The sequence below is a fragment of the Veillonella orientalis genome (assembly GCF_018406505.1).
Classification (GTDB): domain Bacteria; phylum Bacillota; class Negativicutes; order Veillonellales; family Veillonellaceae; genus Veillonella; species Veillonella nakazawae.
The window spans coordinates 1,225,415-1,240,722 of the sequence record NZ_AP022322.1 but is presented as its reverse complement, the minus strand read 5'-3'; the positions used below and the strand labels follow the sequence as shown (position 1 = coordinate 1,240,722).

Here is a 15,308-nt window from a genome sequence, read left to right as displayed (position 1 = left end):
ATGAAAGATCAATTGATAGTAAAAGGTGCGCGTCAGCATAACCTTAAAAATATAGATATATCCTTACCACGAGATCAATTCATCGTTTTGACTGGCCTCAGTGGTTCTGGTAAATCATCCTTAGCATTTGATACGATTTACGCAGAAGGACAACGACGCTATGTAGAGTCTTTATCTGCTTATGCACGTCAATTCTTGGGACAAATGGATAAACCCGATGTAGACTATATTGAAGGTTTATCTCCAGCTATTTCTATCGACCAAAAGACTACAAGCCGTAACCCTCGTTCTACAGTTGGTACTGTAACGGAGATTTACGATTACTTGCGTCTATTATTTGCTCGCGTAGGCCATGCTCATTGTCCTGAATGTGGTAAGCCTATTACACAGCAAACGATACAACAAATGACAGATGACGTAATGAGCTTCCCAGAAGGTACTAAGATTTTAGTATTAGCCCCTATGATTCAAGGGAAAAAAGGGGAGCATAAATCTGTCTTTGAACAACTTCGAAAAGAAGGCTTTGTTCGTGCCCGTGTAGATGGTGTTGTACGTACATTAGATGAAGATATTATATTAGAGAAAAATAAAAAACATTCCATCGATATCGTAGTAGACCGTCTCGTTGTAAAAGAAGGTATTGAATCTCGCTTAGCAGACTCTATGGAGACCGCATCAAAATGGGCAGAAGGCATTGTAGTTATCCAAGAGGTAGATGGACCTGAACACATGTATAGCCAACACTTTGCATGTCCAGATTGCCATATTTCCTTACCGAAAATTGAGCCACGTATGTTCTCCTTTAACAGTCCATTTGGTGCCTGCCCAGCTTGTTTGGGAATTGGCTCTACCATGGAAGTAGACGAAGAGCGCGTTATTCCAGATGGATCTATTACCTTTGCTGACGGTTGCGTACAAGCGTTGAGCTCTAATCCTAACGCATGGTTTATGCGCCAAGTAGAAGGTTTATTAAAAGCCAATGGATACTCCTTAGATTCTACTTATGATGAATTACCAAAAGCCTTACAAAAAAAGGTAATGTACGGTACGACGGATAAGGTTGCTTTCACGTACGAAAATATGCGCGGCGAAGTGAAGGAATTCTTTACTGAGTACGAAGGTATTTTGCCAATGGTAAAACGCCGTCATAGTGAAGCCTCTACAGATTCTATGCGTGAAGAGTTTGAAAAGTTTATGTCTATCAAGCCTTGTACTACATGTCATGGTGCTCGTCTTAAACCTGAAGTATTAGCTATTACTGTAGGGGATAAGAATATCAATGAAGTGACCCAATTGACCATAAAAGAAGCATTCGATTTCTTTGGTAATCTACAGCTAACTGAGCGGGAACAAGTGATTGGTGCTCAAATTTTGAAGGAAATCAATGCTCGTCTTGGGTTCCTCAATAATGTAGGCCTAGATTACCTTACCATGAACCGTAGTGCAGGTACGCTTTCCGGTGGTGAGGCTCAACGTATTCGTCTAGCTACACAAATTGGCTCTGGTTTGGTAGGTGTATTGTACATCCTAGACGAACCGTCCATAGGGCTACATCAACGAGATAATGATCGACTCATCGATACCTTAAAAGGCTTGCGTGATTTAGGTAATACCTTGCTCGTTGTAGAACACGATGAAGATACGATGCGTGCAGCGGACTATCTCGTTGATATCGGTCCAGGTGCTGGTGAACATGGTGGTCAAATCATTGCAGCTGGTACAGTAGACGAAGTGATGAAGGTAAAAGATTCTATTACTGGTCAGTATTTGAGTGGTCGTAAATTTATCGCACTTCCAGAAGAACGCCGTAAACCAGGTAAAAACTGCATTGAAATTCGCGGTGCTAAGGAAAACAATTTACAAAATGTGAATGTAAAATTCCCTATTGGTCTATTCAATGTTGTTACTGGTGTCAGTGGATCTGGTAAGTCCACATTAATCAATGAAATTCTCTACAAAGGTTTAGCTAATCAATTATATCGTTCTAACCACAAAGTAGGAGATCATAAAGAGATTCGTGGCCTTGAACATATCGATAAAATCATCAATATAGACCAAAGTCCTATCGGTCGTACACCGCGCTCTAATCCAGCTACCTATACAGGTGTATTCGATGCTATACGCGAGCTTTATAGTCAAACACCAGAAGCAAAGATGCGCGGTTACAAACAAGGGCGCTTTAGCTTTAACGTAAAAGGTGGCCGCTGTGAAGCTTGTCGTGGTGATGGTATCATCAAAATTGAAATGCACTTCTTACCAGATGTGTACGTACCTTGTGAGGTTTGTAAGGGAGCCCGTTATAACCGAGAAACCTTAGAGGTTAAATATAAAGGCAAATCCATTGCCGATGTATTAGATATGACGGTAGACGATGCGGTTGAATTCTTTAGTGCTATCCCTAAAATTCATCGTAAGATGGTTACTTTACAAGAGGTAGGTTTAGGCTATATCCGCTTAGGTCAAGCGGCGACAACATTATCTGGTGGTGAAGCCCAACGGGTTAAATTAGCTACTGAACTGGCTCGTCGTAGTACAGGCAAAACTCTTTACATTCTTGACGAACCAACTACAGGCCTACATGCTGAAGATATTCGCAAGCTCTTAGATGTACTACAAAAGCTTGTCGATGGTGGAGATACAGTGGTGGTTATTGAACATAACTTAGATGTTATTAAGATGGCAGACCACATCATAGACCTTGGTCCTGAAGGTGGTAATCGCGGTGGCACTATCGTAGCTACTGGTACACCTGAGGAAATCGTTAAGATGAAAGAAAGCTATACTGGTAAATTCTTGGGCCCTGTACTAGAACAGACTAAGAAATTTATGAAAGCAGCAAAAAAGAAATAAATAGTACATATATTTAAGTGTCTATAACAGAAAAATCATAAAGAGAATAGAGTACATCATTTAACTTATAAAAAATATAGCTTTAAGTCGCATGTAAGCTATTCTCTTGCAATCTACGAGGAAAGGAGGAAATATGCCATCTGAAGAATTACTAGAGAAGGTCAGTCATTTACCGACTACACCCGGTGTGTATTTATGGCGTGATCAATATAACCGCATTATCTATGTAGGTAAGGCTATTAACTTACGTAATCGCGTGCGGTCTTATGTGCGTAATGATGCCAATAGAGCACCTAAGGTTACAGCTATGATGAAGCGTGCCGTCGATGTAGAGATTATCCAAACAAAGACAGAGATGGAAGCTCTCATATTAGAGAATACGCTTATTAAGGAGCACGAGCCTAAATACAATATTAGGCTTCGTGATGATAAAACGTATCCGTACGTTAAAATCTCAGTACAAGAGGACTACCCACGTGTATATATGACGCGCCGACTAGAACGCGATGGAGCCAAGTACTTTGGTCCTTTCACAGATGTAACATCTGTACATGTAGTATTGAAATTAATACGCCAGTACTATCCACTCAGGACATGTAAGTCTATGAAGGTGGAGCGACCATGTTTGCAATATCATATGCATTACTGTGAAGCGCCCTGCTTTAACAAGATTTCCGTATCGGATTATGGAAAGTATATCGATGAAATCATAGAGCTCTTTGAAGGTAAGCCTATCCCTTTGCTGAAGGAAATTAAAGAGAAGATGGAGCTTGCTGCAGAAGACTTACGCTTTGAAGATGCAGCACGTTATCGAGATCAGCTAACTAGTATAGAAAAAATCCAAGAAAAACAGCGCATGGTTACACAGCGTGGCGACTTAGACGTGTTAGGTCTTTCAGTAGATACGTCTATGGCCTGTGTACAATTACTGTTTATTCGTGGTGGTCGATTACTAGGTCGTGAGAACTACTTTGTACAACATGATGGAGATAGTCAAGAAACTATCATGACGGACTTTATCAAGCAATACTATGGAGATACAAACTTCATTCCAAAGGAATTATTATTACCTATGGATAGCACCGATAGAGACTTGTTAAAGGCATGGTTTACACAGCTTAAAGGCCAAAATGTAGACGTATCTGTACCACAACGGGGGTATAAGATGGACATGATTAAGATGGCTCATGAGAATGCAGAAACCTTCCTAGAAGAGCGTCGTCGTCAGTGGCAACACCAAATTGATAAGACCGGTGGGGCTGTTAAAAAACTGGCTGAAGTCCTAGACTTGCCACGATTACCAGAGCGTATGGAATGTTTCGATATTTCCCATACACAAGGGGCCGAAACGGTAGCGTCTATGGTTGTCTTTGAAGGCGGTAAGCCTGCGAAGAAGGAGTATCGTCGTTTTAAATTGAAAACTACGCAAGGTAAACCTGATGACTTTAAGTCTATGGCTGAAATTATGGAACGACGCTATGGTAATGAAACAGATTGGCCTATGCCAGACCTCATTATTATCGATGGTGGTAAAGGTCAGCTTAATGCAGCATTGCCGTTGATTCGCAGTGTAGGTGTTACAGATGTGCCTGTTATCTCTTTAGCTAAGCGTATTGAAGAGGTCTTTATAGAAGGACAATCTGAAAGTATTATCTTAAGCCATCGTTCACCGGAGCTTCAATTACTTCAACAAATACGCGATGAAGCCCATCGCTTTGCTATTACGTACCATCGTAAGCTTCGTGGAAAACGTAATTTAGAATCTATTTTAGATCATATTGAAGGGATTGGCCCTAAACGCCGAAAGGCATTATGGGCTCATTTCAATAGTTTAGAAGCCATGAAAGAGGCATCTATTGATGAGCTTTCAAAGGTGGAATCTATGAACTATAAGACGGCAGAAACACTATATAATTTCTTACGCATGTCTAAGGTAGAAAAACAAGATATGTTGAAATAAAAAAGAGCATCTTATTTGAGATGCTCTTTTACTGTATAAGTATGTTATTTATTTTGGTTGACGCTGGATGTACCAAGTACGCCAAGTGAACAATACACCTGCTACTAGTACGCTAGCGAGTAACCCAATCCATACGCCAAATGGTCCGTAATTAGGATTATTAGCGAGAATATAGGCGGTTGGGAAGCATACGCCCCAATAGGATATGAGGGAGATATAAAGAACTACTTTTACATCTTTATAGGCTCTCAATATACCTTGTAAAGGGGTTCCAATGGCATCGATAGCAGAGAAGAATACACCGTATCCAAGGAAGCTATAGATAAGCTTGTATACTTCATCATCATTTGTAAAGAGATCTGCAATAGCGTCCATATTAGTAAACGTAAATGTACAAATCATGATAGCCAATACAATGGCTAAGATGCGAGAAATATAAGAGTACTGAATAGCCTCTTGTTTACGACCTGCCCCAAGTTCATAAGCAACTGCAATGGTAGAGGCCATAGCGATACTAAGAGGTAAACAGTAGAATACATTTGTAAAGGAAATAACAGATTGATGAGCAGCTACGACGGCGGATCCAAAGTGAACCATCAAGAGGCCAGCAATACTAAAAATACTAGCTTCTAAGAAGATGGAAAAGCCAATAGGAATACCTATATGTAGCTGTTCGCGAATGTAGTGAAAACTTGGTTTACTGAAGTCTTTAAAGATACGATATCCCTTTAGCTTTGGATGTAATAGAATAACCAAGCCAAAGAGGATAAAGTTAGTCCAACAAGCACCAGCTAAACCATAGCCAGCACCGACACCACCAATTTCTGGAAATCCGAAATGCCCAAAGATGAGTGAGTAGTTCAAAAATACGTTCACAATAAAGCTAGTAAATACGATAGCCATAGAATAATGTGTTAATCCATGACTGTCGACTGTATTACGCAATGTATTAACCCAAAGTAGTGGGAATAGACCTATGGCATATGCTTTCAGGTAACTAATACATACCTCAGCTGCGGCAGGTTCCAGATTTAATGCTGTCAGAAGAGGACGTAGGCCTAAGAGACCAGTTATTAAAATGATACATGCTAGGCCTGTACCGATATAAAGACCTTGATAAAAGATTGTTGAAATATTATCAGTTTTTTTAGCTCCCAATAGCTGAGAAATAATTGGTGTGATACCTAACAATGTTCCTTGTGCAAAGATATAGAAGAGGAGCCATAAATTATACCCCGTAGCAACCCCAGCTAAATCTATTGTACTATATTGTCCCGTTAAAAAGATGGCTATAAATGTACCACCTATAAGGGAAAATTGCGTTATACACATAGGAGTAAATAGCTTAATGAACAACCATAACTTTTGTAATATAGAATATGTTTGATACATACTTACCTCCCTTATTAATGATATATTATACGATATCATAAAGTAGTCTAATTTAATAGATAAATTCCTTGAGAATTGGGAATTAAATATATAGTATTGATTAGTCTATTATGAATCTATAATTAATGATTTTTTATATCCTAGAACTTCCATTTGTAGTGTTATGCTTCTCATATTAATATGAATGGAGTATGCTAAAAATGAATATATATTTTACAAATTGAATTTTACACTACTGAACTATATCGATTATAATATATATACTATAGTTATATTCTAAGGAGGATACATTGGACATCTTATCTGTACAAGGTTTATTAGCGATGCTTCAGATCATCGTTATCGACATCTTACTTGCTGGTGACAATGCCATTGTAATTGGTATGGCAGCTCGTAACTTGCCAGCACATTTACAGAAGAAAGCTATCTTCTGGGGCACAGCCGGTGCCATTATTTTACGCCTTGTTATGGCATTCCTATTTGTAGAGGCATTGAACAATATTCCTGCACTTCGTTTAATAGGTGGTATCCTCCTCTTATGGATTGGATACAAGCTCGTTGCTGATGATGAAAGCGAGCATAATATCGAAGCTAAGGATAATTTACGCGCAGCCATTACAACTATTGTTATTGCTGACGGTATCATGGGTATCGATAATGTTATCGGTGTAGTTGGTGCTGCAGGTGGTCATATGACAATGGTAGCTATTGGTATGCTCATAACTGTACCAATCATCATTTATGGCAGTACTTTATTTGTGAAAGTCATCGAACGCTTCCCAATTATCCTATACGTTGGCGGCGGTATCCTTGGCTGGGTAGGTGCTGGTATGGCAGTAGAGGATACATTGATTGCTCATAGTGTTGAACCATATGCACTATTCATCAAAATTGCTGCAGTAATCCTCGTTGTAGGGGCATCTTTGGTAGCTAAAAAACTCAAGAAATAATAGAATACATCTCTTCTCCTAATCATAGGAGGAGAGATTTTTTTATGTAAACTCATACCTCTCTTTTAGGTGAGAAAATAGCAAAATTATGGTATAGTTAAGGGATAGTTATTGAATTACTCGTTTGAATTGAGGTATGTACAGAATGGAATTTTTAGAAGTTGCCACGTGGGTGACCATTGGTAAGATTATTTTAATTGATATTTTGTTGGCTGGTGATAATGCTGTAGTAATTGGTATGGCAGCAGGTAAACTAGCTCCAGAACTACAAAAGAAAGCCGTAATTTGGGGTACAGTAGGTGCCATTGTAATGCGCCTTGTATTTGCTACCCTTTTAGTAGAGGCTCTTACTTTAATTCCTCTTATTCACTTAGGTGGTGGCCTTGTACTTGTATGGATTGCCATTCAATTATTAAAAGGTGGCGATGAAGATGCACATATCGAAGCTAAGAATTCATTAATGGGTGCCATTTGGACGATTATTGTAGCTGACGCTATGATGAGTATTGATAATGTCATTGGTGTAGTAGGGGCCGCTAGAGGTCATTTAGAGCTTGTTATTGCAGGTATGTTAATTACTGTTCCAATTATCGTATTTTGCTCTACATTATTTGCTCGAATTATTAATAAATTCCCTGCTATTCTTTGGGCTGGTGGTGCACTCCTTGGCTGGGTTGCAGGCGAAATGATTGTGGAAGATCCACTTCTTATGCCATATATTCAAGGTGAAGAATTACTCGTTAAATTCGGCACTGTATTCTTCGTTCTTATTGTGACAGGTATGATTAAAATTTGGAAGAAAAGAGACGCGTAATGAACGGTACTAATCGTACATCTCGTAAAAAACAATCTAAACAACATAGAAGAAGTAATCGCTCTAATTCACAGCAAGCTATAAACGGCCAATTATCAAAAAAACAACAGGCTATTTTAAATGCGCCTGTTAAGTTTGGTGATGAAGTATTGGTAACTATTCATGGCATTGGTAGCAGCGGTGAAGGGGTAGGTCGTGTAGATGACTTTACTGTCTTTGTGCCTTTTGCCCTACCTGGAGAAACTGTAAGAGTAGCTATTAATATGGTTAAAAAAACCTATGCTACAGGGAGCCTCTTAGAAATTGTTACGATGGCTCCCAATCGTATCGATGCAAGTTGTGATCTTTATGGATTCTGTGGAGGCTGCCAACTACAACACATTACCTATGAAGGTCAGCTTTCACTAAAAACACAAAAGGTGAAGGACGTTATCGAACGCATTGGCCATCAAAATCCAGACCTTGTAAAACCTGCATTAGGCCCTAAAGAACCATGGGCATATCGCAATAAGATGCAAATGCCTGTAGGCGGTACTAAAGGCGATATTCAAATGGGATTCTATGCGATGGGATCTCACGATATCGTACAAGGTACAAACTGTCCTATTCAAGATGAAGGGAATAATATCATTGCTCAAGCGTGTTACCAAATCGCTAAAGAATTTGATATTGAACCGTATGATGAACATACCGGCAAAGGTATACTACGCCATGTAATCGGTCGTATTGGACAATCTGGATGGATGATTATCCTTGTAACTGCTACAGATTACTTACCACACCAAGAAAAGTGGGTAGATAAATTAACAGAACGAATTCCTCAAGTAGAAACTATTGTTCATAACGTAAATGGTAAGCGAACTAATGTTATATTAGGACCTAAAAATAATATCCTCTATGGGGATGGGACGATTACAGATCATATTAAAGATTTACGGTTTACCTTATCTCCACACTCCTTCTTCCAAGTGAATCCGGAACAAACTACGGTGCTTTACGATCAAGCATTAGCTTATGCGGACCTAAAAGGGGATGAAACCGTTATTGATGCGTACTGTGGTACAGGTACCATCTCATTATTTCTAGCTCATAAAGCTAAACATGTTATCGGCATTGAAATTGTAGAGCCAGCCATTATCAATGCTCGTGAAAATGCGCGCCGCAATGGCTATGATAATACAGAATTCATCGTCGCTGATGCGGCCGTAGAAATGCCAAAACTCTACAAAGCAGGCGTACGACCAGACGTTATCGTATTTGATCCAATCCGTGCAGGCTGTAAAGAAGAAGTGCTAACCTCTGCAGCGGGCATGGAACCAAAACGCATTGTCTACGTATCCTGTAACCCAGCCACCATGGCAAGGGACATTGAAATCCTTACACACTACGGCTACGAACTAAAAGAAGTACAACCCGTAGACATGTTCCCTATGACAGCACATGTCGAAGCGGTAGCTTTGCTTACTAGAAGTGAAGCGATGTAGTAAGCATTAACACTGGTCAGGAATGTCCAAGAGTTCGAACGAAGTGAAGAATGATTGGAAACAATCAAGGATATTTTGCTGGATGGTTGAGTTGTCAGTTTGCTTATTTTCGAGGCAGGATTGACATTGTGATTTGGATATTGGAGGAATAAGTGTATGAAGCAATATATCGTTGATGCATTTACAGATAAAATATTTTGTGGTAATCAGGCGGCTGTTTGCGTACTGGATCAGTGGCTTTCGGAAGAGCTTATGATGAATATTACCAGAGAAAATAATTTTTCTGAAACTGCGTTTACCGTCAAAACAAAGGATGGTTATGATCTACGCTGGTTTACTCCGGGGGGAGAAATCAATCTATGTGGACACGCGACTCTCGCTACGTCCTATGTGCTGTTTCGTTTTTATGAGCCTGACCTAGAACAGATTATATACCATACCATGAGCGGTGACCTTTTTGTGAGCAGAAAAGATGACTATATCATGATGGATTTCCCTATTTACGAATGTAAAGAAGTCCCTGTCACAGAACAGATGGTAGCGGTTATGGGAGCTGCACCGGAAAAAACGTTTCTTGACCGAGATCTACTACTCGTATATGACGATGAAAGGGTAATACGTGGATTACAGCCGGATTTTGAAGCAATGAGACTGCTCGATGGTAGCGGTGTTGGCGTTACTGCACCGGGAATAGAATATGATTGTGTGTCACGGTTCTTTGCTCCGAAGCTCAAGGTAAATGAAGATCCTGTGACAGGATCGGTACACTGTATGATCGTGCCGTATTGGGCAGAACGTCTTGGCAAGCATAATATACGAGCGTATCAGGCATCCGAAAGGGGCGGCGAACTTTTCTGTGAATTAAACCGAGATAGGGTGATTATCGCAGGCAAGGCAGCACTGTATGCTGTTAGCGAACTAAATCTATAACAAGAATGTAGGCATCTATAGTATTAATCGGTACGTATCCTATACATTGGAAAGAATACTCCAAAGTTGATGATACTAATAGTGGTACTTTTATGTATCGTTATCTTAGGGCCTAAAAATAATATCCTCTATGGGGATGGAACGATTACTGATCACATCAAGGATTTACAGTTTACCTTATCCCCACATTCCTTCTTCTAAGTAAATCCAGAACAAACAACAGTACTGTATGAGCAAGCATTAGCTTATGCGGATTTAAAAGGGGATGAAACAGTTATTGATGCGTACTGTAGTACAGGCACTATTTCACTATTCTTAACACATAAGACAAAACATGTTATCGGTATTGAAATCGTAGAACCAGCCATTATTAATGCTCGTGAAAACGCCCAACAAAATGGCTATGATAATACAGAATTTATCGTCGCTGATGCAGCCGTAGAAATGCCAAAACTCTATAAGGCTGGTGTACGACCAGATGTAATCGTATTCGATCCAATCCGTGTAGGCTGTAAAGAAGAAGTACTAACCTCTGCTGCGTGGATGGAACCAAAACGAATTGTTTACGTATCCTGTAACCTAGCAACTATGGCGAGAGACATTGAAATCCTTACACACTACGGCTATGAACTCAAAGAAGTACAACCCGTAGATATGTTCCCCATGATCGCACACGTTGAGGCAGTGGCTTTGCTTACTAGGAGTGAAGTGACGCAGAGAGTGATAGCACTGCCCATGTGATAGGCGTCCAAGAACACGAGACGAAGACTAAGTGTGATTGGAAACGCCGAACCACTGATCAGATTATAGATGTCTAAATTTTTTTTAGCTGATTTTTAAAAGTATATGTTTTGTAGGTGAGACTATGAATTTTAAGAAACAAATTATTTTATTTTCAATTTTAGCTATGTCTGTTATGGCAGTATCTGCAGAAGATATTAGTACTTATAATCCTCAAGTTATTGAGAAACACCAAATAACAAATGAAGATATTGCATCAGCAACATCTTATGGACAGTCTTTAGTAGAAAAGAAAAATATTAAAATGATATCTACTGCTAAGAAAAAGTTTATTAAAAGGCGTTATGGTGGAATTTTCCCAAGAAATGAATTGCAAGGTATCGTATATGTTCAAACTCCATTTGCAATTTATGCCAATACGGCATTGGAGGATGCTAGAGGTGTAGCAAGTAATTATTCAACAAGAAATGCTAATAATATATTACAGGTTAGATCTTTCCTTTATATGCCGGAAAGTAAGATTTATAATGATACTAATAATGTGGTTATATCTATAGTACAAAATGGAAATACATATTATCCAACAGAGACCGTACGTGGCGATGATCAATTTGAAGGTCCTGGTATGTGGGTAACAGTAGGTTATCAATCATTATTTGATTTATCTAATATCGATACTAATAGCTCTTTTGAAGTTCATATTAAGTCTGATGGAGTTAAAGTTGGAGATGCGGTAATTCAGTTTCCAGCATTAAATGCGTCTGATAAGTATGTTTTAGATGATTCATATTCACTTTATAGAGGTGATGCAGTTTTTATTGATAAGAAATAATATTTATTTAAGTGCATTGTTCAAGAACTGAATAAATCTAATTTTTTATTTATACCCAATATAAAAGCGTAGCTACAGAAGAAGGCACAATTGCATTTGGTCATGATGCTGGTGATGTTTCTGGCTATACAGTTAAATATCCAGATAAAGAAATCACCACACACTTAGGTTATAAAAAAACTGTGCCAGATTATGATAAAGCGCCTACAGTAACGCCTACTACATACTCAGATGCTAAATATAATCGTTTGGTGAAAGTAGCTGATGGCGTTGATGCACATGATGCAGCAACAGTGGGTCAATTGGAAAATGCTATTAGCCAAGTGCAATCTGTTGGTACAAATATAGAAACTACAGTTAATAAAGCAACTGCATCTAGCTATGCATTAGCTGCATTACAACCAAATTTCTCAGAAGGTGAAACTGGATTGGGTGTAGCCGTTGGCTTTGGTCATTATCATGGCAAAACAGCAACTGCTTTAGGTGCATACTACCGCCCAAACCACAATATACAATTTAGTGTAGGTACTGTAGTAGGCAATGGTAACCAAGGCTTTAATGGTGGTCATAGCTTTAAAGTAGGCCCTGAATCTAAAACAGTTCCATCCTCTACAGATGCTAGAATTGCTCAATTGGAAAAATGTATTCAAGAACTAGAGCAAGCTAAAAATAATTAGAAAAAAATAGATAAGATAAAAGCATCTATATACGTTTTTATCAAGTGGTAGGCAAAAATTCTTAATCTATATAGCACTAACTATGAAAATGGTTAGTGCTATTTTATTTGCTTATACAGAGGTAGCGTTTTATTGTTTTAAACTAGTATATTTTGGAAAATACTGGTCATCATCTATGGTTTAGTATGGTTATTTAATATACACTCTATCTTATAAATGTAATATAATTAAATTAATAAATATCATATTGAATTAATATGTTATGGGAAACTAACTAGGGTTAATTTACAAATATATTGATAACACGTGGGGAAAATGTTGTTGTTTACGTTAGCTTTAAAATGTATTTAATAAAATAATGGGAGTGAAAAGTAGATTATGAATGAATATCAAAGAGCAGTTGAGATTCTTAAAGATTATGTTGAATTTGAAGGTATTGAATTATTTTCTCAAGATATTTTAATAAGCGAATTAGATGCATTTAAAGGTATCTTTTCTCCAGAAAAGTTAGAAGAGTTAGATGATACAAATCTTTTATCCACTATGTTCTATTCATTAGGTGATAATAAGAATACCTTATGCTATTGGCTTGAAATGAATAGTGATTGCAGAGAGAATTTTGGCAGTATCGCAGGTGGATCCGCTTATAAATTTGGCCTATTTCAAAGTCAAAAATCTGGTACTTGGTCAACAGGATATTCACAAAAACCAGTAGAGTTAACAGTAGAAAATGCATTAAACCTTGGTAAAGAAATTCGTAATGTATTGGTAATTGGGGCTAATATAATACGTAACGCAAAATTAGAAACTGTTAAAGATTATGAAGACTTAGATGATAGACTAAAAACTGAAATTGGGGAAAAATATTATGAATTAGGATGGGTACATAAATATTTCTCTATGATTTGTAATGATAAATTAAGCGGATTTCATTCTTCCGATTGGCAAAAGCATGTACTTAGAGCTTTAAAAATTAAACCAAGTGAAAAAGCATATGGTCGAAGTGGTCAGATTTCAATAATACAAAATTTGGCTGGATGGTATTATAAGCAATTTTTAGATATATTCAGAAAGCGTTTTGGTGAGGTACGTCAATTTATCCGTTTGGGGTGTTCTGATTCAGCAAAGAATTATATAAGTGAATGGTATAAACAAGGTGTTGTTGGATTTGGATATCCTAATATAGGTGATTTGACACAGACAAAAATTAAAAAAGATATAGATAAAGCTTTTATTCAACGAGAGCTTGAAAGGCATTATAATTTGTCAGAAAAAAGATTTGCATCTAGAATAGCTGGGGAGCTATTTAGATTTTATAAAAGTGATAATAATACAGTATTTGTTATCATGGAAGGCGAGAAGTTAATTGCATGTGTTGATGGAATAGGAGAATATTCATTTAATTCATCGTCAGAGATGCCACATCAGAAGAAAGCAAATTGGAAATTGTTTTTTGATGCTGGGGAGAAACTGCCAGAAAAGACTGAAGGGTTGCGCACAATCTGTTATCCTTTCCATAAATCTGATAATCTATTATTTTTATATAATCGATATTATTATGGTAAAGAAAATAGTGAAATCGTAAAAGATAAGGATAAAAGGAATATACACCACGAAAAGGTTATTAATTTTTATACTAAAATTCAATCCTCTTTTGAACGCAATCGTATAATATTTGGAGCACCAGGTACAGGAAAGAGTTTTAATTTAAATAAGGATGCTGAGGAATTACTGCAAGATGATTATGATGATAATTTAGAGCGAATAACTTTCCACCCAGATTACTCATATGCAAATTTTGTAGGAACCTATAAGCCAGTTCCTATTAAAAGCGATGAGAAGGATGCAATTACGTATGCATATGTTCCAGGACCTTTTATGCGTATTTATGTGGAGGCTTTAAAGAATAGTCGTACAGATAGAGTTAAACCGTTCTTATTATTAATAGAAGAGATTAATCGTGCGAATGTAGCAGCTGTTTTCGGGGATATTTTTCAGCTGTTAGATAGAGATTCTAATAATGTAAGTGAGTACCCTATTCATGCCTCTGAAGATATAAAGAATTATTTAGCATATGAACTTGGAGGAAAGCCTGAAGATTATAGTAAGTTGAGGCTTCCAGATAATATGTTTATATGGGCGTCTATGAATAGTGCCGATCAAGGTGTATTCCCAATGGATACGGCATTTAAAAGACGTTGGAGCTTTCAGTATTTAGGTATAGATGATGGGGATAAGGACGTAAGTGGAAAGTATGTATATCTTGGGGGTAAAGAAAAGCAAAAGATAGAGTGGAATCAACTCCGTAAAGCAATAAATGAGTTTCTTGCAAATGAAAATATTAATGAGGATAAACAGCTGGGCCCTTATTTCATTTCTAAACATAGCTTACTATCAGATAATAATAAAATTGATAGTGATAAATTTTGTGAAGTTTTTAAACATAAAGTACTTATGTATTTATTTGAAGATGCTGCGAGACAAAAACGATCAAAGCTATTTGCAAATAGTAAATATGGACACACTAGATACTCAAAAATATGTGAAGCTTTTGATGAACAAGGTATAGAAATTTTTCATAAAGATATTCAAGCTAATATTAATATTGAAAGAATTAAGCCGGTATCTTCTGAATTAGATAATAGTGATTTATTACAAGCGGATAATTAGGAGCGAGA

The 15,308-nt window shown here is 37.6% G+C and carries 10 protein-coding genes and 1 pseudogene; 10 read left to right on the top strand and 1 reads right to left on the bottom strand.

Features of this window, described 5'->3' with window-relative positions; genetic code table 11:
• Together uvrA and uvrC are read left to right on the top strand one after the other, a co-directional pair.
• On the top strand, positions 1-2,850 hold the full coding sequence (uvrA, locus tag VEIS1202513_RS05625) for an excinuclease ABC subunit UvrA (RefSeq protein WP_213466953.1): 2,850 nt from the start codon (positions 1-3) through the stop codon (positions 2,848-2,850).
• 133 nt (positions 2,851-2,983) lie between these two features.
• Positions 2,984-4,810, top strand: a complete 1,827-nt coding sequence (uvrC, locus tag VEIS1202513_RS05620; protein ID WP_213466952.1) for an excinuclease ABC subunit UvrC — start codon at positions 2,984-2,986, stop codon at positions 4,808-4,810.
• Between the two features lie 48 nt (positions 4,811-4,858).
• Here the strand turns inward: uvrC and VEIS1202513_RS05615 are convergent, their stop codons facing one another.
• Positions 4,859-6,202: an MATE family efflux transporter gene (locus VEIS1202513_RS05615; protein ID WP_213466951.1), complete on the bottom strand. Its 1,344-nt coding sequence runs from the start codon at positions 6,200-6,202 to the stop codon at positions 4,859-4,861.
• Positions 6,203-6,492: 290 nt separating this feature from the next.
• Between VEIS1202513_RS05615 and VEIS1202513_RS05610 the strand changes: the two genes are divergently transcribed.
• From VEIS1202513_RS05610 to VEIS1202513_RS05575, 8 genes and pseudogenes are all read left to right on the top strand, one after another.
• Positions 6,493-7,152 (top strand): TerC family protein, encoded by a 660-nt coding sequence (locus VEIS1202513_RS05610; protein ID WP_129822919.1) that lies wholly within the window; start codon positions 6,493-6,495, stop codon positions 7,150-7,152.
• A 145-nt stretch (positions 7,153-7,297) separates the two neighbouring features.
• Positions 7,298-7,966, top strand: coding sequence for a TerC family protein (locus VEIS1202513_RS05605; RefSeq protein WP_005386950.1), 669 nt, complete (start codon positions 7,298-7,300; stop codon positions 7,964-7,966).
• On the top strand, positions 7,966-9,450 hold the full coding sequence (gene rlmD / locus VEIS1202513_RS05600; protein WP_213466949.1) for a 23S rRNA (uracil(1939)-C(5))-methyltransferase RlmD: 1,485 nt from the start codon (positions 7,966-7,968) through the stop codon (positions 9,448-9,450). Before VEIS1202513_RS05605 ends, rlmD (VEIS1202513_RS05600) begins: the two co-directional genes overlap by 1 nt.
• 156 nt (positions 9,451-9,606) lie before the next feature.
• Complete coding sequence (locus VEIS1202513_RS05595; RefSeq protein ID WP_105094471.1) at positions 9,607-10,380, top strand: PhzF family phenazine biosynthesis protein; 774 nt, start codon at positions 9,607-9,609, stop codon at positions 10,378-10,380.
• A 99-nt stretch (positions 10,381-10,479) separates the two neighbouring features.
• A pseudogene (gene rlmD / locus VEIS1202513_RS05590) lies at positions 10,480-11,121 on the top strand (23S rRNA (uracil(1939)-C(5))-methyltransferase RlmD); the annotation flags it as partial.
• 124 nt (positions 11,122-11,245) lie between these two features.
• Entirely contained in the window at positions 11,246-11,953 is a 708-nt protein-coding gene (locus VEIS1202513_RS05585; RefSeq protein ID WP_213466947.1) for a hypothetical protein, read from the top strand.
• 182 nt (positions 11,954-12,135) lie between these two features.
• Positions 12,136-12,630, top strand: a complete 495-nt coding sequence (locus tag VEIS1202513_RS05580) for a YadA-like family protein (protein WP_241567147.1) — start codon at positions 12,136-12,138, stop codon at positions 12,628-12,630.
• 378 nt (positions 12,631-13,008) lie between these two features.
• Entirely contained in the window at positions 13,009-15,300 is a 2,292-nt protein-coding gene (locus VEIS1202513_RS05575; protein WP_105094473.1) for an AAA family ATPase, read from the top strand.
• The last annotated feature ends 8 nt before the right edge of the window (positions 15,301-15,308 follow it).